General features: G+C 71.9%; 16 protein-coding genes. 8 read left to right on the forward strand and 8 right to left on the reverse strand.

The annotated features are described in order from the left end of the window. Positions 1-11: 11 nt before the first annotated feature. Positions 12-1,529 (forward strand): catalase, encoded by a 1,518-nt coding sequence (locus BOSE127_RS11885; RefSeq protein WP_159557330.1) that lies wholly within the window; start codon positions 12-14, stop codon positions 1,527-1,529. Positions 1,530-1,603: 74 nt separating this feature from the next. Here BOSE127_RS11885 and BOSE127_RS11890 read toward each other — a convergent pair whose 3' ends face one another. From BOSE127_RS11890 to BOSE127_RS11900, 3 genes are all read right to left on the reverse strand, one after another. Further along, a complete protein-coding gene (locus tag BOSE127_RS11890) occupies positions 1,604-2,170 on the reverse strand; it encodes a GNAT family N-acetyltransferase (protein ID WP_056069381.1) in 567 nt (188 codons plus the stop codon). Positions 2,171-2,280: 110 nt separating this feature from the next. Further along, positions 2,281-3,150, reverse strand: a complete 870-nt coding sequence (locus BOSE127_RS11895) for a VOC family protein (protein ID WP_056069378.1) — start codon at positions 3,148-3,150, stop codon at positions 2,281-2,283. Between the two features lie 68 nt (positions 3,151-3,218). Continuing rightward, positions 3,219-4,004 (reverse strand): SDR family oxidoreductase, encoded by a 786-nt coding sequence (locus tag BOSE127_RS11900; RefSeq protein ID WP_056069376.1) that lies wholly within the window; start codon positions 4,002-4,004, stop codon positions 3,219-3,221. 194 nt (positions 4,005-4,198) lie between these two features. On the opposite strand from BOSE127_RS11900, the gene BOSE127_RS17380 reads away from it, so the two are divergent. From BOSE127_RS17380 to BOSE127_RS11915, 4 genes are all read left to right on the forward strand, one after another. Then, a complete protein-coding gene (locus BOSE127_RS17380) occupies positions 4,199-4,774 on the forward strand; it encodes a hypothetical protein (RefSeq protein ID WP_139179626.1) in 576 nt (191 codons plus the stop codon). After that, complete coding sequence (lepB, locus tag BOSE127_RS17385; protein ID WP_159557332.1) at positions 4,771-5,418, forward strand: signal peptidase I; 648 nt, start codon at positions 4,771-4,773, stop codon at positions 5,416-5,418. The genes BOSE127_RS17380 and lepB overlap by 4 nt, the downstream gene beginning before the upstream one ends. Further along, the gene (locus BOSE127_RS11910; RefSeq protein ID WP_159557334.1) at positions 5,415-6,242 is read left to right on the forward strand and encodes a helix-turn-helix transcriptional regulator; all 828 of its coding nucleotides are present in this window, start codon (positions 5,415-5,417) and stop codon (positions 6,240-6,242) included. The genes lepB and BOSE127_RS11910 overlap by 4 nt, the downstream gene beginning before the upstream one ends. 252 nt (positions 6,243-6,494) lie before the next feature. After that, a complete protein-coding gene (locus BOSE127_RS11915) occupies positions 6,495-8,114 on the forward strand; it encodes an MFS transporter (RefSeq protein WP_159557336.1) in 1,620 nt (539 codons plus the stop codon). Between the two features lie 9 nt (positions 8,115-8,123). Here the strand turns inward: BOSE127_RS11915 and BOSE127_RS11920 are convergent, their stop codons facing one another. Continuing rightward, positions 8,124-8,441, reverse strand: a complete 318-nt coding sequence (locus BOSE127_RS11920) for a hypothetical protein (RefSeq protein ID WP_017886258.1) — start codon at positions 8,439-8,441, stop codon at positions 8,124-8,126. Between the two features lie 109 nt (positions 8,442-8,550). On the opposite strand from BOSE127_RS11920, the gene BOSE127_RS11925 reads away from it, so the two are divergent. After that, complete coding sequence (locus BOSE127_RS11925) at positions 8,551-9,765, forward strand: PP2C family protein-serine/threonine phosphatase (protein WP_071250456.1); 1,215 nt, start codon at positions 8,551-8,553, stop codon at positions 9,763-9,765. A 337-nt stretch (positions 9,766-10,102) separates the two neighbouring features. On the opposite strand, the gene BOSE127_RS11930 is transcribed toward BOSE127_RS11925, so the two are convergent. Next, the gene (locus tag BOSE127_RS11930) at positions 10,103-10,972 is read right to left on the reverse strand and encodes a phosphoribosylaminoimidazolesuccinocarboxamide synthase (RefSeq protein WP_159557338.1); all 870 of its coding nucleotides are present in this window, start codon (positions 10,970-10,972) and stop codon (positions 10,103-10,105) included. Beyond that, positions 10,969-12,237: a phosphoribosylamine--glycine ligase gene (purD, locus tag BOSE127_RS11935; protein ID WP_159557340.1), complete on the reverse strand. Its 1,269-nt coding sequence runs from the start codon at positions 12,235-12,237 to the stop codon at positions 10,969-10,971. The genes BOSE127_RS11930 and purD overlap by 4 nt, the downstream gene beginning before the upstream one ends. A 57-nt stretch (positions 12,238-12,294) precedes the next feature. Here purD and BOSE127_RS11940 point away from each other — a divergent pair, with 57 nt between their 5' ends. Continuing rightward, complete coding sequence (locus tag BOSE127_RS11940; RefSeq protein ID WP_031259311.1) at positions 12,295-12,666, forward strand: sterol carrier family protein; 372 nt, start codon at positions 12,295-12,297, stop codon at positions 12,664-12,666. Between the two features lie 387 nt (positions 12,667-13,053). Here BOSE127_RS11940 and BOSE127_RS11945 read toward each other — a convergent pair whose 3' ends face one another. Then, positions 13,054-15,642: a helix-turn-helix transcriptional regulator gene (locus tag BOSE127_RS11945; RefSeq protein ID WP_140448324.1), complete on the reverse strand. Its 2,589-nt coding sequence runs from the start codon at positions 15,640-15,642 to the stop codon at positions 13,054-13,056. Positions 15,643-15,750: 108 nt separating this feature from the next. On the opposite strand from BOSE127_RS11945, the gene BOSE127_RS11950 reads away from it, so the two are divergent. Next, on the forward strand, positions 15,751-16,152 hold the full coding sequence (locus BOSE127_RS11950) for a hypothetical protein (protein ID WP_017886252.1): 402 nt from the start codon (positions 15,751-15,753) through the stop codon (positions 16,150-16,152). 84 nt (positions 16,153-16,236) lie between these two features. Here the strand turns inward: BOSE127_RS11950 and purF are convergent, their stop codons facing one another. Then, positions 16,237-17,694, reverse strand: coding sequence for an amidophosphoribosyltransferase (gene purF, locus BOSE127_RS11955; RefSeq protein WP_159557342.1), 1,458 nt, complete (start codon positions 17,692-17,694; stop codon positions 16,237-16,239). Between the last annotated feature and the right edge of the window lie 46 nt (positions 17,695-17,740).

Genomic DNA, 17,740 nt, shown 5'->3' on the forward strand with positions numbered 1-17,740 from the left:
CAGGAGGAACCGTGTCCGACCAGAACACGCCGACCGGCACCCCGACCACCACGACCAACAGCGGCGCACCCGTCTCGAGCGACGAGCACTCGATGGGCGTCGGGGCCGACGGCCCCCTCGCGCTGCACGACCACTACCTGGTCGAGAAGCTCGCCCAGTTCAACCGTGAGCGCATCCCGGAGCGTGTCGTGCACGCCAAGGGCGGCGGCGCCTTCGGCACCTTCACCGTCACGCAGGACGTCTCGCGCTTCACCCGTGCCGCGTTCCTGCAGCCCGGGCAGACCACCGAGATGCTCGCCCGGTTCTCGAGCGTCGCCGGTGAGCAGGGCTCGCCCGACACCTGGCGCGACCCCCGCGGCTTCGCGCTGAAGTTCTACACGTCCGAGGGCAACTACGACCTCGTCGGCAACAACACCCCGGTGTTCTTCATCCGCGACGGCATCAAGTTCCCGGACTTCATCCGTTCGCAGAAGCGTCTGCCCGGCTCGCACCTGCGCGACCACGACATGCAGTGGGACTTCTGGACCCTGTCGCCCGAGTCGGCGCACCAGGTCACGTGGCTGATGGGCGACCGCGGTCTGCCGGCGAGCTGGCGTGAGATGGACGGCTTCGGCTCGCACACCTACCAGTGGATCAACGCCGACGGCGAGCGCTTCTGGGTGAAGTACCACTTCATCACCGAGCAGGGCCACAAGACCCTGACGCAGGAGGACGCCGACCGCATCGCCGGTGAGGACGCGGACTTCCACATCCGTGACCTGCACGCCGCGATCGAGCGTCGGGACTTCCCGCGCTGGACCCTCAAGGTGCAGGTCATGCCGTACGAGGACGCCGCGACCTACCGCTTCAACCCGTTCGACCTGACGAAGGTGTGGCCGCACGCGGACTACCCGCTCATCGAGGTCGGCACGATGGAGCTCAACCGCAACCCGGAGAACTACTTCGCGCAGATCGAGCAGGCGACCTTCGCCCCCTCGAACTTCGTGCCCGGCATCGCGGCGAGCCCCGACAAGATGCTCCTCGCGCGCATCTTCAGCTACGCGGACGCCCACCGCTACCGCGTCGGCACGAACCACGCCCAGCTGCCCGTCAACGCCCCGAAGAACGAGGTCCACTCGTACTCGAAGGACGGCGGCATGCGCTTCGACTTCCAGAAGTCCGAGGTGCCGGTGTACGCGCCGAACTCCCTCGGTGGTGCGCACGCCGACCCGACCGCGACCGACGACGCCCCGGGCTGGGAGTCCGACGGCGCGCTGCAGCGTTCCGCCGCGACCCTGCACCCGGAGGACGACGACTTCGGTCAGGCCGGCACGCTCGTCCGCGAGGTCCTGGACGACGCCGCCCGTGAGCGCCTGGTCGGCAACATCGCCGGTCACGTCTCGAAGGTGACGCGCGACGACCTGCGCGAGCGCGTGTTCGCCTACTGGACGAACGTCGACGCCGACCTGGGTGCGCGCGTGCGCGCCGCGGTCGCGCCGAGCGCGCCCGGCTCGAACGAGAACCCCGAGAAGGTCGCGGTCGAGGCGTAAGCCCAGGCCGCAACGAGCGGACGGGAGGCCCGGTACCAGCTGGTACCGGGCCTCCCGTCCGTCGGTCGTTGCGGCTAGACCTGCTGGCCGTTCAGCCAGATCGGGCCCGTCGGCCAGTCCTCGAGCTGCGCTGCCACCGGCAGCGCCATCCAGCCGCCCTGTTCGGTGTTGCTGACGCCGGCGCCCTCGGCGGTGAACGCCGAGAAGGTGCCGACGGCCTCGGGGAACTCGTGCCAGCCGAGCTTCGCGTAGAAGGGGATCCGGTCCTCACCGGCCCCGAGGAACCCGTACGGCACCTGCAGTCCGTCGAGGACCGCGTGGGTCCGGGTCATGAGCTCCCGGCCGACGCCGGTGCCCTGCAGCCGGGGTGACACGGCGACCAGGCCGGTGTCGCCGACCAGGACGTCCTGCCCGCCGACGGTGACGAACATGCGGCGGATGCCGACGTGGGCCAGGACGACCCCGTCGGCGTTGTGCGCGAGCACGCGGCGTTCCGGCTGCATGCCGGACCAGCTCCGGCCGCCCACGTACCAGTGCGACCAGTCGGGGAAGGCCTGCCCGAGCAGCGCCGCGATCGCTTCGTGGTCGGGGAGCGACAGCGTGCTCTCCTCGACCACCTCCCACCGGATGTCGTCAGTCACGGGTCCATCCTGCCGGTCCGGCGGCCGGTGTGGGGAGGTTTCGCGCTGGGCGACACCTCGCGGGTCCGGGCGGGCGTGGGGTGTCGGTCAGCGCGGAGTGTCGCGACACATCAGCCGCGACCGGGCGTCGTCACCTCGATGCGGTTCGCCCAGGGGTCGTCGAACGCCACGGTCCGGCCGTCGTCGGCGAGTTCCACGCCGCCGTGCCGCATGCGTTCGGTCAGCGCGCCGAGGTCGTCGACGGCGGGGACCTCGATGCGGACGAGGCCCAGCCCGAGGGCCTGCTGTCGTCGCCCGGCGCCGCGGGAGTTCCAGGTGTTCATCGCCATGTGGTGGTGGTAGCCGCCGGCGCTGACGAACAGCGCCTCGCCGAACCCCGCGGTGGTCTCGAAGCCGAGCGTGTCGACGTAGAACGAGCGCGCGGTGGCGACGTCGCCGACGGACAGGTGCACGTGGCCGACCTTGCCCGGGCGTGCCGCGGCGGTGTCCAGGGCGTCCTCGGTCAGGTGGGACTGCAGGAACGCGTTCGGGTCGACGTACTTCGTGTCCATGTCGATCACGCCGTGCGTCCACGACCACTCGGTGCGGTCGCGGTCCCAGTACAGCTCGACGCCGTTGCCCTCGGGGTCGGTGAAGTAGAACGCGTTGCTCACCAGGTGGTCGGCGCTGCCGGTGAAGGACGCCGGGTACTGCGTGGCGACCGAGTACAGCGCGGCGGCCAGGTCGGCCCGGGTGTCGAACAGGATCGCCGTGTGGAACAGTCCGGCCTCGCGCGGGCCGGCGTGCTGCATCGCGGGGGCGTGCTCGAGGATCACGATCGGCGTGCTGCCGCGACCCAGCACGGCGACGCCGCCGTCGTGGGAGAGCAGCGACAGCCGGACGCCGTCGCGGTAGTACCGGATCATCGCGTCCAGGTCCGCGACGCGGAGTGTGACGGCGCCCATCCCGGTGTCGGCGGCGAGGAGTTCGTGCGTTTGCATGCACCAAGTGTGCGCCCATTTGGTTGACGCGTCAACCAATTCGATGACGCGTCAACCAATCCGGTGCGTCAAGCGCTGTTCGAGATCCCGCCGTCCGACTTCAGCAGCTGGCCGTTCACCCACGCACCCTGCTCCGAGCAGAGGAACCCGACGAGCGCCGCGGTGTCCGACGGGCGTCCGAGCCGGCCGAGCGGCGTGCCCTCGACGGCCCACCCCTTGACCTCGTCGGACATCCAGCCGGTGTCGTTCGGCCCGGGGTTCACCACGTTGGCGCTGACCCCGAGGCTGCCGAGCTCCTTCGCGGCACCGAACACGATCCGGTCGAGCGCCCCCTTCGACGCCCCGTACGGCAGGTTGTACGCGACGTGGTCGCTCGTCAGTGCGACGATCCGGCGTCGGTCGCGCGGGGCGGCGTCACCGGCGCGCTCGAGCCCGGCCGCGTAGGCCTGCACGAGCAGGAACGGTGCGCGCGCGTTCACGGCGAAGTGGCGGTCCCACGACTCGACGGTCGTGGTGCGGAAGTCGGAGTCGACGGACTCGCAGTGCGACATGACGAGGGCGGAGACGGGGGCGCCGGCTTCCGTCTCGGCGCGGCCGACGAGTGCGGCCGCCTGCTCCGGGTCCTCCAGGTCGACCGGGAGGCGCGTCACCCGTGCTCCCGCCGCCTCGCACTCCTGCACCACCGACTCGACCCCGTCCGGGTCCGCCCCGCCGCTCACGCGGTCGTCGTAGGGCCCCCACCACGAGATGGCGAGGTCCCATCCGTCTGTTGCCAGTCGGGTCGCGAGTGCCGCGCCGATGCCGGCTCTGCGGCCCACGCCGGTCACCAGGGCGAGTGGTCGTGCGGACGTCATCCGTTCCTCTCCCTCTCCCTCGGCCGACACGCTACTCCGCAAGCTCCGTAGCGTGTCGGAACCGGCTCGTGGGGCCCTGTCCGGCGCTCCGTCGCGCCGATCGGCACCCAGTCTGCCGGAACCGGCCACCCGTGTGGCCATCGCACCCGGTGTCCTGTCGGCGGACGGCCGACCGCGGGGGCCAAGATGGACGGATGCCACGCACACGACGGCCCTCGCGACCGGGGCGCGGACCCCGCGGCGGTCGCCCGGACCCCCGCGACCTGCCACTCGAGCACGTGCGCGACCGGATGTCGTCCTACATCTACGGCAACATCACGGTGCTGGCCGTCGCGATCGCGGTGGACCCGGAGCAGATCCACCACGGCGCCGCGGTGGCGACCGTGCTGGCGACCGCGGTGCTGACGTACCTGGCGCACGTGCTCGCGCACCTGGTCGCGCACGGCCTGGGCGACGACGGCGAAGGATCAGCCGCCGAGCGTGCTGCCCGCCGCGAGTCCGTCGCGACGATCGTCCGGAACGCCAACCCGATCGCGACCTCCGGGCTGATCCCGGCGGTCCTCTACGCGGCGGCCTGGATCGGCTGGCTGCCGGCCGAGTGGGCGCAGATCGCGGCGACCGTGATCCTGGTCGTGCGCATCGGTCTGGTGGGGGTGTTCATGCAGCGGTTCAGCGGGAAGCAGCCGACGTTCCTCGGGCTGTGGGGCGGGATCGTGCTCGCCGCGGTGGCGTTCGTGATCGGCCTCGTCAAGGTGGTGCTGACGCATTGAGTGACACGCACCCCGACGCCGGACCCGACTCCGGACCCGCCGCCGAGACCGACCCGAAGCGCGGCGGTCTGCGGTTCCTGCGCGACCTCGTCATCATCGTCGTCGTGGCGCTCCTGGCGTCCTTCCTGGTCAAGGCCTACCTGGTCCGCGCGTTCTCCATCCCCTCCGGCTCGATGCAGAACACGCTGCTCATCGGGGACCGGGTGCTCGTCAACGAGCTCGTGCCCGGGGTCGTCCCGCTGCAGCGCGGTGACGTCGTGGTGTTCCACGACCCGGGCGGCTGGCTCGGCATGGGCCAGGGCGACGACCTGATCAAGCGGGTCATCGGCCTGCCGGGTGACACGGTGTCGTGCTGTGACACCCGGGGCCGGCTGTCGGTGAACGGGCACGCGGTCGACGAGCCCTACGTCGTGCTCGAACGCGGATCGAACCGCGTCGTCGGCAAGGACTTCGAGATCACCGTGCCGAAGGGGCGCATCTGGGTGATGGGCGACAACCGGTACGACTCCGCCGACTCGCGGGTGCACGGCACCGTGCCGGTCGACGACGTCGTGGGGCGCGCCTTCGTGACGACGTGGCCGATCTCGCGGTGGTCGGTGCTGTCCCGGTACGGCGACGAGTGGGACCGGGTCCCCTCGCCGTGACCACGGACGACCAGGGCTTCGGGTACGAGACCGGCGGCGACGACGACCTGTCGATCCACCGGATCGCGACACCGGGCAAGCGGTCCGGCACGATCGGTCCGCGCCCCGACCACGTCGTGTTCTGGCTCGCCGACGGCCGGGCCAGCCTGACCGCGGACGACGGCGAGCACTGGGACGTCGGCGCCGAGCGGCCGATGATGCTCTCGGCATCGTCCGCGTACGGCTTCGAGACCGACGCGACCGCCACGACGCTGCTGCACCTGTCGCCGTCGCTGCTCGGCGACACGGGGGAGCCCTGGGTGTTCCGGCAGCCGGACGCGGCCGACCCCGCGCTCGAACCACTGCGGGCACTGCTGCGCGAGGTCTCCGGGCGCATCCTCGACCCCGCCCTGCCCGCCGACGACCGTGCGGCCCTGAACCGACGGATCGCGACCGTCGTCCTGTCGACCTTCACCCGGTCACGATCGGACGTCGCGGACCGGATGCGGCGGGCGATCGGCTTCGTCCACGACCACGCCGACCAGGTGCTGACCGTGGCGGACGTCGCGGCAGCCTGTGACCTGAGCGAGCGCGGGCTGCAGGACCTGTTCCGCCGTCGGCTCGGCGTCACCCCCATGGAGTACCTGCGCGAGGTACGACTCGACCGGGTGCACCTGGAGCTGGGGCGCCCGGGTGCCCGCGCGCTGCTCGTCAGCGAGGTCGCGCGGCGGTGGCGGTTCCGTCACCTGGGTCGGTTCGCGGCGTACTACCGGGATCGCTTCGGGGAGCAGCCGCACCAGACCATCGAACGGGGCGCCCTGGGCACGGGTCGACCGACGCGGTGATCCCGGATCGGGGCCGGCTCGGCCCGGCTCGGTCCGGTTCGTCCGTTGACCGAACCCGCGGAGCCTGGCCCTCCCGTACTTTGCGGATTCCGGCTATCCTGCCCGCAGTTGCCGCGCCGGGCGTGACGGCGCCCGGACCGTGCGTCCTGGTCGCCACGGTGCGCGTGTGACGCGACCACGGCCTGGAGGCGCGGTGTGCGCCCGACGCGCACCGCGCCTCCAGACAGTCCCGGTTCCACCCCAGGAGGCGACGTGACCACGGACCGCACCACCGACGCACCCCGCGGCGGCGCCCTGGCGCCGCTCGCGATACCGGTCTTCCGCGCCCTGTGGATCGCGGTGCTGGTGAGCAACATCGGCAGCTGGATGCAGACCGTCGGCGCGCAGTGGCTGCTCGTCGACGAGCACGCCGCACCCGTCGTCGTCGCCCTCGTGCAGACCGCATCGAGCCTGCCGGTACTGCTGGTCGGGATCCCCGCCGGGGTGATCGGCGAGTTCGTCGACCGGCGACGCCTGCTCATCGGCGTGCAGGCGTTCCAGGTGGTCGTCGGCGTCGTGATGACCGTGCTGACCGCGACCGGCGACATGACCCCGGCGCTCCTGCTCACCGTGACGTTCCTGCTCGGCACGGCCTCGGCGCTCCAGCTGCCCGCATACCAGGCACTCGTACCCGAGATCGTGCCGCGTGCCGCCATCACCGACGCCGCCGCGCTGAGTTCCGTCGGGGTCAACGTCGCCCGTGCGATCGGACCGGCGCTCGCCGGCGTGGTGATCGCGCAGCTCGGCGTGCCGTTCGTGTTCGCGGCCAACGCGCTGTCGTTCGCGCTCTTCCTGGTGGTGCTCGTCGCCTGGCGCGGCTACCAGCGGCCCGAGACCCGGGCCGAACCGTTCATCGACGCGACCCGCGCCGGCCTGCGGTACGTCCTGCACGCGGCGGTCGTCCGCCGGTTGCTGGTGCAGCTCGCGGTCTTCATGGTGCCCGCGAACGCGCTGTGGGCACTCCTGCCGCTCGTCGCCGACGGGTCGCTCGGGCTGTCGTCCGGCGGGTACGGCCTGCTGCTCGCCGCCGTCGGAACCGGTTCGGTCGGCGGGGCGTTCGTGATGCCCGCGGTCCGCGCACGGCTCGGGATCGGCCGCACGGTCGGAATCGCCTCGGTCGTGTTCGGGGTCTGCACCACGGTCGTCGCGCTCGTCCCGGTGCTGGCGGTCGTGCTCGTCGCGCTCCTGGTCGGCGGGGTGGCGTGGATCGCCGTGGTGACGACGCTGAACGGCACGGTGCAGGCGTTCCTGCCCGCGTGGGTGCGGACCCGAGGGCTCGCCGCCTACCAGCTGGTGCTCTTCGGCTGCACGGCGATCGGGGCGGCGCTCGCCGGTGCCGTCGCCACACCCCTCGGGGTGATGGGCGTGCTCGCCGGGGCCGGAGTCCTCACCGCGCTCAGTGCCGCCCTGCTGCTCGTGTCCGGGTTCCCGGTGCTCACCGACCGGCAACGGGCCGTGACGCCGATGCCGTTCGGCGACCAGGTGTTCGTGCCGGACGACCACAGCGCTGCAACGGGGGAGACCCTCGTGCTGCTGCACTGGACGGTCCCGGCGGGCGCGGTCGACGAGTTCCGGGCGCGGGCCGAACGGCTCGGGCGGAGCCGACGCCGGACCGGCGCCCGTGACTGGAACCTGTACCGGGACCGGGCGACCGGGCCGGACGCCTGGGTCGAGGCGTTCCGAGTGGGGTCGTGGCAGGAGCACGTCGACCAGCACGAGGTCCGGCAGACCGGTGACGATGCCCGGACCCTGCGGGCCGTGCACGAGATCGCGGGTGAACCGCGAGTGGAGCACCTGGTGGCGGAGGGGGCCAGTGGGCCGTCGTCGGGGTGACGGGCGGGTTCAGCAGCCCGTCGTCGTCAGGGTGACCGTCGCGACCGTGCCGTTGGAGACCTTGGTCGTCTGGGGGCAGAGGTCGCCGGCGCGGACGGTGACCTGGCCGAGCGGCACACCTGCGAAGTCGGCCGTCCCGCCCGGGAACACCCGCTGGTGCTCGGAGAGCTTGCCGGTCGAGGCGAACACCTTGACCTCGTAGGGGCGGTCGGCGGCGTTCGACGAGACCGTGACCGACACCTGGCCGGTGGAGTCGTGGGCGCCGCAGCCGGCGAGGGCCAGGAGCGCGGCCACGCCGAGGACGGTTGCGGGGACGACTCGGAGCACGACGACCAGCGTACGCCGATGCTCGCTCGCTCCAGTGCGCTCCGCCCACGCTCCTGCGCCCTCCGGACTGGGGCCAGGCGCTGTCCGTTCGGCGCGTTACCGTGGACGCATGCAGCCGGAAACCGCGATGTCCGTGCCCGCGCCGACCGGGGCCGATGCGGTCCGGCGAGCGGCCCTGATCGCGGCGCTCGACGTGGTCGACGGCGGCGTCGAGGAACGGTTCGAACGGATCACCCGGATCGCACGCGAGGCCCTCGGGGTCTCCGGCTCGTTCCTCAACCTGGCCGGCGAGAACACCCTGACGATCAAGTCGCAGCAGAGCGACGCGGTATTCGGCCCCGTCATCCCGCTGCAGGACACGTTCTGCGGCCGGACCCTGGGCGAGCAGGGCCCCGTGGTCGTCGCCGATGCCCGACTGGACGACCGGTACGCCGACCTGCCGATGGTGCTCGGCGACCCGAACGTCCGGTTCTACGCCGGCGTCGGACTCCGCGCCCCCGACGACGACCTGAAGATCGGCACCCTCTGCCTGATCGACCCCGAGCCGCGAACCCTGGACCCCGACGAGCTCGAACTGCTGCAGGAACTCGGCGTCTGGGCGGAGCGTGAACTGCTCACCGGTGCGGACGAGGACCGACTGCGCACCGTGCTCAACGGTCTGCAGCCGGCCGAGGTGCAGGTCCCCGGGTACCGGATCACGGGCGTGTCGATCCCGCACGGCCTCGTCTCCGGCGACTTCCACGACTGGCACCGCTCCGGCGAGGACTCGATCCACCTCACCGTGTCGGACGTCATGGGCAAGGGGATGTCCGCCGGGCTCCTCGCGGCGAACATCCGCGGTGGGCTGCTCGCCCGCGGCGACCAGGACCCGTGCGTCGCGCTCGCCGAACTCGAGGTGCAGGTCGCGCCCGAACTCAGCCGCGCAGAGTCCTTCGCGACGATGTTCCACGGGCGGCTGACCCCGTCCACCGGGCGACTCGACTTCGCCGATGCCGGGCACGGGCTCGTGCTGCAGCTCCGCGACGACGGTGCCGAGCGGATCCTGCGGTCGTCGGACCTGCCGATCGGGTTGCACCCCACCGGGATGCCCCGCGCGGCCGGGTCGCTCGTGCTCCGGCCGGGTGAGGTGCTCATCGTCGTGACCGACGGCGCGCTCGAGCTCTGGGACTCGACGCTCGCGGCGCTGTCCGAACTCGGGTCGCTGTACCGGGAGTCCGCGGACGTCGAGACGTTCCTGCAGCGGGTGCGAGCCCGCGTCGTCGAGCACGACCCGGGCGACGACCTGACCGTCGTCGTGGTGGCGCGCGACGCCGTGGAGGCCTGAGCGGTCACGAACCGTCGGCTGGCTCGTCGGCCGGTCGCGCGGCGCGTGGTCGCGACACGTCGTGTGCGTGCTGCCGGGTGGTCGCGAACTGTCGATTGGCGGGGCGTCGGGCGACGGTTCGTGACCGTTCGCCGGACGTGAGCGGGGTGTCGTGACCGCCGGTCGGCCGGGCGCCAGGCATCAGGCGGCGCGGGGCGGGTGGTCGCGACACGTCGTGTGCGTGCTGCCGAGTGGTCGCGAACTGTCGGTTGGCGGGGCGTCGGGCGACGGTTCGTGACCGTTCGCCGGACGTGAGCGGGGTGTCGTGACCGGAGCCGGACGCCGGCCGGGTGCGGCGTCAGGCCCCGAGACGCTCGATCAGCTCGGCGTAGCGCGCAGCCGTGCGCTCGACGATCTGGTCCGGGAGCACCGGCGGCGTGCCCTGGCGGTCCCAGTTGGCGCTGAGCCAGTCCCGCACGATCTGCTTGTCGAACGAGTCGGTGCGGTCGGCGGATCTGGCGTCCCAGTAGCGGCTGGAGTCGCTCGTCAGGACCTCGTCCGCGATGCGGATCCGACCGGTGGCGTCCTGCCCGAACTCGAACTTGGTGTCCGCGATGACGACGTCGCGGTCCAGCGCGATGGCCGCGGCCTCGGTGTAGACGTGCAGCGAGAGCTCGCGCAGGGTCGCCGCGGTCTCGGCACCGACCAGGTCGACGGTCTGCTCGTACGAGATGTTCTCGTCGTGCTCGCCCTGGGCCGCCTTGTACGCCGGCGTGTAGATCGGCTCCGGCAGGCGGTCGCCGTTCGACAGCCCGGCGGGGAGCGCGACGCCACAGACGCTGCCGCTCTCCTGGTACTCGGCCCAGCCGCTGCCGACCAGGTACCCGCGCACCACGCACTCGACGGGGAACATCGTGAGCGGCATGACGTGCATCGACCGTGCCTCGACGTCGGCGGGCACCGGCGTGCCACCGGAGGACGGGCCGATGATGTGGTTCGGGACGTCGCTGAGCTGGGTGAACCAGAAGCGCGACAGACGGGTCAGCAGCTCGCCCTTGCCGGGGATCGGCGGCTCGAGCGCGAAGTCGTACGCGCTGACCCGGTCCGAGGCGACGAGCAGCAGCTCGGATGCGCTCGCCAGGTCGGTGGTTCCCTCGGGCACGTAGAGCTCGCGGACCTTGCCGGACGAGACGTGCCGCCAGCCGGCGATCGGCGCGGGGGCGGTCACCGGGCGACCTTCGCGGCGATGTCGGTGCGGAACTGCGCGCCGTCGAGCGTGATGTCGCCGAGCCCGGCGTAGGCACGCTCGCGGGCCTGGGCGAAGTCGGACCCCGTCGCGACCACGCTGAGCACCCGGCCCCCTGTGGCGATGAGCGTGTCGTCGAGGACGCCGGTGGCAGCGTGCGCGACGGAGACGCCGTCACGGGCGTTCGCGTCGTCGATGCCGGTGATCGGTCGGCCGGTCTGCGGGTTCTCCGGGTAGCCCTCGCTCGCCAGGACGACGGTCACGGCGACGTCGTCCCGGAACGCGGGAGCGGGGACGGCGCCGAGCTGCCCGGTGGCGGCGGCGAGCAGGAGTTCGCTGAGCGGGGTCGCCAGGCGGGGGAGCACGACCTGCGTCTCCGGGTCGCCGAACCGCGCGTTGAACTCGATCACGCGGACGCCCTGCTCGGTGACGATGAGGCCGCAGTACAGGAGCCCGACGAACGGCGTGCCCTCGTGCTCAAGCCGGCGGACCGTCGGCAGGGCCACGAGCTCGGTGACCTCGTCGACGAAGGCCTGCTCGGACGGCCAGCGGTCGGCGAGCCAGGGCAGCGGCGAGTACGCGCCCATGCCGCCCGTGTTCGGGCCGAGGTCGCCGTCGGCCAGGCGCTTGTAGTCCTGCGCGGGGCTGAGCGCACGCACGTCGTGGCCGTCGCTCAGGAAGAACAAGGAGACCTCTTCGCCGTCGAGGAACTCCTCGACCACGACGTGGCCGTGCTGGAGCCAGTAGGTGGCGTGGTCGATCGCGGCCTGGCGGTCGTCGGTGACGAGCACGCCCTTGCCGGCGGCGAGCCCGTCGGCCTTGACCACGTACGGTGCGCCGAGCTCGTCGATGGCGCCGACGGCTTCGTCCACCGTGCCGGCGTAGACCGGACGCCCGGTGGGCACACCGGCCTCGCCCATGATCCGCTTGGCGAACGCCTTGGAGCCCTCGAGCTGGGCCGCGGCCTTGCCCGGGCCGAACACCGGGATGCCGCGGGTGCGCACCGGGTCGGCCACGCCGGCGATGAGCGGGGCCTCGGGGCCCACGACGACGAGCTCGACGTCGTTCTCGATCGCGTACTCGGCGACGAGCGCACCGTTGGTGGGGTCGAGGGAGACGGTCTCGACGTCGGCCGCGATGCCGGCGTTGCCGGGCGCTGCCGTGATGACGTGACCGGCATGCTCAGCGAGCAGGGCCGTGATGATCGCGTGCTCGCGGGCACCGGAACCGAGGACGAGGATTCGCACCCGATCACCCTACCCAGCCCGACTCGCCGCCCGCGATGCGAGGGCTAGCCTGTGGAGATGCCACCCAGGAGGATCGAGGACGCCGACGGCCGCGCGGCACTGGCTGCGGTGCGCGGTGGGGAGACGGCTCGACCCGCCGTGGCGACCGCGGTGCGGTGGACCTTGCAGTGCTTGGCGGACGAGGTCCCGGGGAACAGCGTCGAGGTGCGGGTACCGCCGTTCGCTGCGATCCAGGCAGTCCCCGGCCCCCGGCACACCCGTGGCACGCCGCCGAACGTGGTCGAGACCGACGCCACCACGTGGCTGGCACTCGCGTCCGGCGAGCTGACCTGGGCCGAGGCGGTCGCGCAGTCACGCGTCAGCGCATCGGGATCACGCGCCGACCTGACGGCGTTCCTGCCGGTCCGGCTGCCCGCTCCCGGCGCCTGACACCGCTCGGACCCGGCATCGGCGGCGACGCCCGATCCGGCATCGGCGACGGACACCCGACCCGGGCGTCCGTGACGCCGCGCGGAGTCCGGCGCGAATTAGGTAGTGCCTACCGATGCGCTCGCATCGATCGCGTTCCTAAGCTTGAAGTCGCCGGGATTCGGACCCGACCCGAACGGGTCCGAACCCGGCGACAGGGACAAAGGTACGCGATGTTCCGCACGTCGTGTCAATCGCGGCGGCGTGTTGTGCTGCAATCCGCAACGTTCTTGCGTGCGCGACACGTGATGTCGAACGCGAAGCAGCCCCTCGCGGGGCGCCGAGCGCCCCCTGCCGGGTGCCGAACAGCCCACGCCGGGCGCCGAGCAGCACCGGCCGGCCGTCCGCTCAGAGCAGCTCGGTGAGTTCCGACCGCGCGTGCAGGTCCCACTTCGCGAAGACCCGGGACAGGTGCGCGTCGATCGTCCGCGTCGAGAGCCCGAGGGACTCCGCAATCCGCCGGTTGCTCAGGCCCTGTGCGGCGAGCTCGGCGACCTCGTACTCGCGCTTCGTCAGCGGTGGCTTGGACCGTCCGGCAGCCACCGACATGCCGTGGACCGCCAGCACGCCCTGCGCCGCGATCACCCGGGTCCGGTCGTCCGCCTGCACCGCGTCCGCGTACTGCACGATCGCGGCGGCGAGCGGCCCGTCGACGCGCGAGGCGGCGTCGCGCATCCGGTCGAGCGTGCCGGGGCTCTCGCGCCCGGTGAGCATGCCGACCGAGTAGTGCAGGGCGTACCCGTACATCACGTGCGTCCAGGACCCGTTCGCGGTGCTGCGTTCGATGATCTCGTCGGCGTGCTGCAGACCGGCGGGGTTGCCGAGCACGGACTCGGTCCAGGCGATGGTCACGGCGACCTGTTCACCGGTGATCCGCATCGCCCGCTGCGGCGTGGTCTTCGCACGTTCGAGCGCCCGGGCCGCGTCCTCAGGGTGCCCGGCATACGCGTGTGACATCGCCAAGCGGGCCCACGGGTACGCGGCGAACCCACCGTGGTCGGCGATGTCGTACCGCTCGCACGCCGCGGTGAAGGCCGCGATCGCGTCGTCCCATCGGCGCTGTCCGATGGCCAGGTTGCCCTGGCCGATGAGCTCGAGGGTGAAGTCGTACTTCAGGTAGGGGCTGGAGCGTCCGGCTGGCACCTCGGTGATCAGGTCGTCGAGGTCGCCGCGCCACATCTGTACCTGGTGCAGGACGGAGGAGTTCTCGCCCACGCTCCACGGGGCCGCCTCGACGTGTGCCGCCGCGGTGGCCAGTGCCCGGCGGCCCAGGGCTGCGGCGTCGTCGAGCCGGCCGGCTGTCGCCAACGCCATCACGGCGCACGGTGCGACGGCCAGGAACGACATCGGCATCGTCGGTGCCTGCACGATGCCGCTGCGCTCGATCTCGGCACGGACCTCGGCGAAGTCGCCGCCCCAGCCCTGGTGCGCCATCCGCAGCAACCGCAGACGCTCGACCGCTTCGTCGGACACCACCAGATGCACGGCGGCGTCGGTGAGTGCGACCGCGGCCGCGACGTCGTCGTCGTGGAACTGGCGGATGTTCGCCAGGATCTCGCACGCTTCGGTGACGGCCTCGTCGGTGACGTCGCCGACGTGCCGCTTCGCGATGCCCCACGCCGCTTCGGCGTCGGCACGGCCGGCTTCGCGGCCGTCCGAGTACGAGTGCGCCAGCGAGCGGAGGCAGTGCGCCGTGACCTGCTCGGTCGGGGTGAGGGTCGTGCGGAGTGCTGCCGAGGCCAGGGCGATCCCGCTCTCGTGCTCCTGCAACCGCACGGCGACCTGTGCCGCGTCGAGCAGCTGGTCGACCGACGGCAGGACCCCGCACTCGAGCGACCACAGTGCGGCGCGCAGCCGTGCGGCGGGCGGAGCGCCCTCGGGCCGGTCGGTGCGGAAGGCGTTGGCACGGGCGAAGAGCGCCGTGCGTCGGGCCACCGGCACCAGGGTCCGGATGACCTCGCCGACGAGCGGGTGCGACGGCCGGACGACCGCGGCACCGTCGTCGAGCGAGTCGATCCGGACGAGGCCGAGCGCGACGACCCGGTCGACGTCTCCGCCGGTGACCAGTCCGAGCAGACGGGCGAGCGGGATCGGGTCGGCGAGGGCCACGATGTCGACGACGTCACGCAGGTCCTCCGGCAGCGTCCCGAGCTCCGTGCGGTACATGTCCGCCAGGCTGTCCGACGCGGTCACCCGCCCACGCCAGTACCAGCCGCTCGCGGTGTGGTCGAGCGCACCGGAGGCCCGTGCTGCGCGCACCACCTCGCGCAGGTACAGCGGGTTGCCGGCGGTGGCCCGGTGCACGCGCTCCGCCGAGGCGTTCTCGAGCGGTGAGCCCAGCGCCTCGGCGACGAGCGCGGCGGTCTCGTGCAACGCCAGCGGCTGCAGGTCGATGCGTTCGAGCAGGTCGTCCTGCCACAGCGCGCGGAGCGGTTCGGGGAGCGCCGTGAAGTCGCGGCAGGTCAGGACGAGTCGCGCGCCCTGCCGACGGACCAGCCAGGCGACGTACCGCGCCGAGATCGCGTCCAGGTGGTCGGCGTCGTCGACACGGAGTAGCACGTCACGGTCGACCAGGTCCTCGATCGCCCGGAAGCGCTGCTCGGCACTCGCGTCGTCGGACAGCTCGGAGATCGAGGCGGGGAGTTCGCCGAAGCGCTCGACGACGGCGCCGAAGGGCATCGACCGACTCGCGGCGACCGCGGTGATCGGCACGACCACGGTGCGGCCGGTGCCGTCACGACCGGCGACCCGGTCGGTCACGCGAGCCGCGGCGGTGCTCTTGCCGAGACCGGGGGCCCCGACGATCGCGACGCTCCAGCGGTGCTCGGCCACGACGGCGACTGCGCGGTCCTCCTCGACGCGCTGCGCGACGGGCCAGGCGACGCGAGCGGGCGAGGTGGGTCGGCGACCGCGGGCGGGTGCCGTTGGTTCACGCACGCGACGCACCTCTTCCGCTTGGGATACCGACCAGTAGCGACCATCCTCTCCCGGATCGGTCGCAGCGCACAGGCCGCGGGACGTCCCACAGTGGGGGACAATGGACGGGTGAGCAACACCGATCAACCCGACGAGCAGCCGCTCCCCGCGCCGGCCCCGGCTCCCAGCGCGGTCGCCAGCCCCGACGAGGTCACCATCCGCCGTGCCCCGAAGTTCGGCGTGTTCATCGTCGGCGGTGCCGTGCTCGGCTTCCTCGCGACCCTCGTCGTGGTCGCCCTCACCATGAACCTCGGTGGACAGCGGGACCAGACCAGCTTCGGCAGCCTGGTCGGCTACTTCAGCCTGTGGGGCGTCACGATCGGCGCCTTCGTCGGCGCGGTCGTCGCCGTCGTGTTCGACCGGGTCTACGCCCGGCGGTCGGCCCGCCTGACTGCGGAGCGCGTCGAGGTCGAACTCCCGCCCGAGACGGTCGACGGCGAGCTCGACGACCACGGTGACCAGCGGCCGTAGCCGCCCCCGATCAACGGACGGGAGGCCCGGTGCCAGCTGGCACCGGGCCTCCCGTCTGTCGTCTGGTCGCGTCTCGGACGCGACCTAGCTGAGCTGGTTGGCCTCGACCCAGGACAGGTACTCCGGGCTCACGGTGCCCGTGACGTACTCGCCCGTGAAGCAGCTCATCTCGAGGTCGGTCACGTCGGAGCCCTCGATGATGGCGTCGCGCATGTCCCCGACCTCCTGGTAGATCAGGTGGTCGCTGCCGAGCACGCGGTTGATGTCCGGGATCTTCCTGTCGTGCGCGATGAGCTCGGCGCGCGTCGGCATGTTGATGCCGTAGACGTGCGGGAACCGGACAGGGGGAGCCGCGCTCGTGAACGTGACCTCGTTCGCGCCGGCGGCCCGGGCCATCTCGACGATCTCGCGGCTCGTCGTGCCACGCACGATCGAGTCGTCGACGATCAGGATGTTCTTGCCCTTGAACTCGGACGACATCGCGTTGAGCTTCTGACGCACCGAACGCTTGCGCTCCGCCTGGCCCGGCATGATGAAGGTGCGGCCGACGTAGCGGTTCTTGTAGAAGCCCTCGCGGTACTCGATGCCGAGCTTCCGAGCGACCTGCATGGCAGCCGGACGGCTGGAGTCCGGGATCGGCATGACGACGTCGATGTCACCGGTCGGCGCGTACTGCTCGATGGTGTCCGCCAGCCGGTTGCCGAGGCGCAGACGTGCGTCGTAGACCGAGATGCCGTTCATCACCGAGTCGGGACGGGCCAGGTAGACGTACTCGAACGAGCACGGCACCAGGCGCGGGTTCTTCGCGCACTGGCGGGCGTGCATCTGACCGTTCATCTCGATGAAGACGGCTTCGCCCGGAGCGATGTCGCGGACGATCTCGTAGCCGCCGGACTCGAGCACGAGCGACTCGCTCGCGACGACCCACTCCGGCTGCCCGGCCTCGTCGAGCTTGTGGCCGAGGATCAGCGGGCGGATGCCGAACGGGTCGCGGAAGGCCAGCAGCCCGTGCCCGGCGATGGTCGCGATCGTGGCGTAGGAGCCCTCGACCCGCTCGTGCACGCGCTCGACGGCGTCGAAGACCTGTCCTGGGTCGAGGTTCGCGCCGCGGACCTGGCCCTGCAGCTCGTGGGCCAGCACGTTGACCAGGAGCTCGGTGTCGCTCGTGGTGTTCAGGTGTCGACGGTCGATGTCGAACAGCTCACGCGTGAGTTCCCGCGTGTTGGTGAGGTTGCCGTTGTGCACGAGGACGATGCCGTACGGCGCGTTCACGTAGAACGGCTGGGCTTCTTCTTCGTTCGTCGCGGCGCCCTTGGTGGCGTACCGGACGTGCCCGAGCCCCATGGTGCCGAGGAGGGCACGCATGTCGCGGGTCCGGAACGCCTCGCGCACGTGCCCGCGGGTCTTGTGCATGTGGTGCACGTGACCCTCGACCGTGGCGATGCCCGTCGAGTCCTGCCCGCGGTGCTGCAGGAGGAGCAGTGCGTCGTAGATGGATTGGTTGGCGGGGCCCTGCGCAACAAGGCCGACGATGCCGCACATTCGCGGGTGTGCTCCAGATCAGTAGAATCGGGGGGTACCGCACAAG

Source organism: Curtobacterium sp. 8I-2 (genome assembly GCF_902506155.1).
GTDB lineage: Bacteria > Actinomycetota > Actinomycetes > Actinomycetales > Microbacteriaceae > Curtobacterium > Curtobacterium poinsettiae.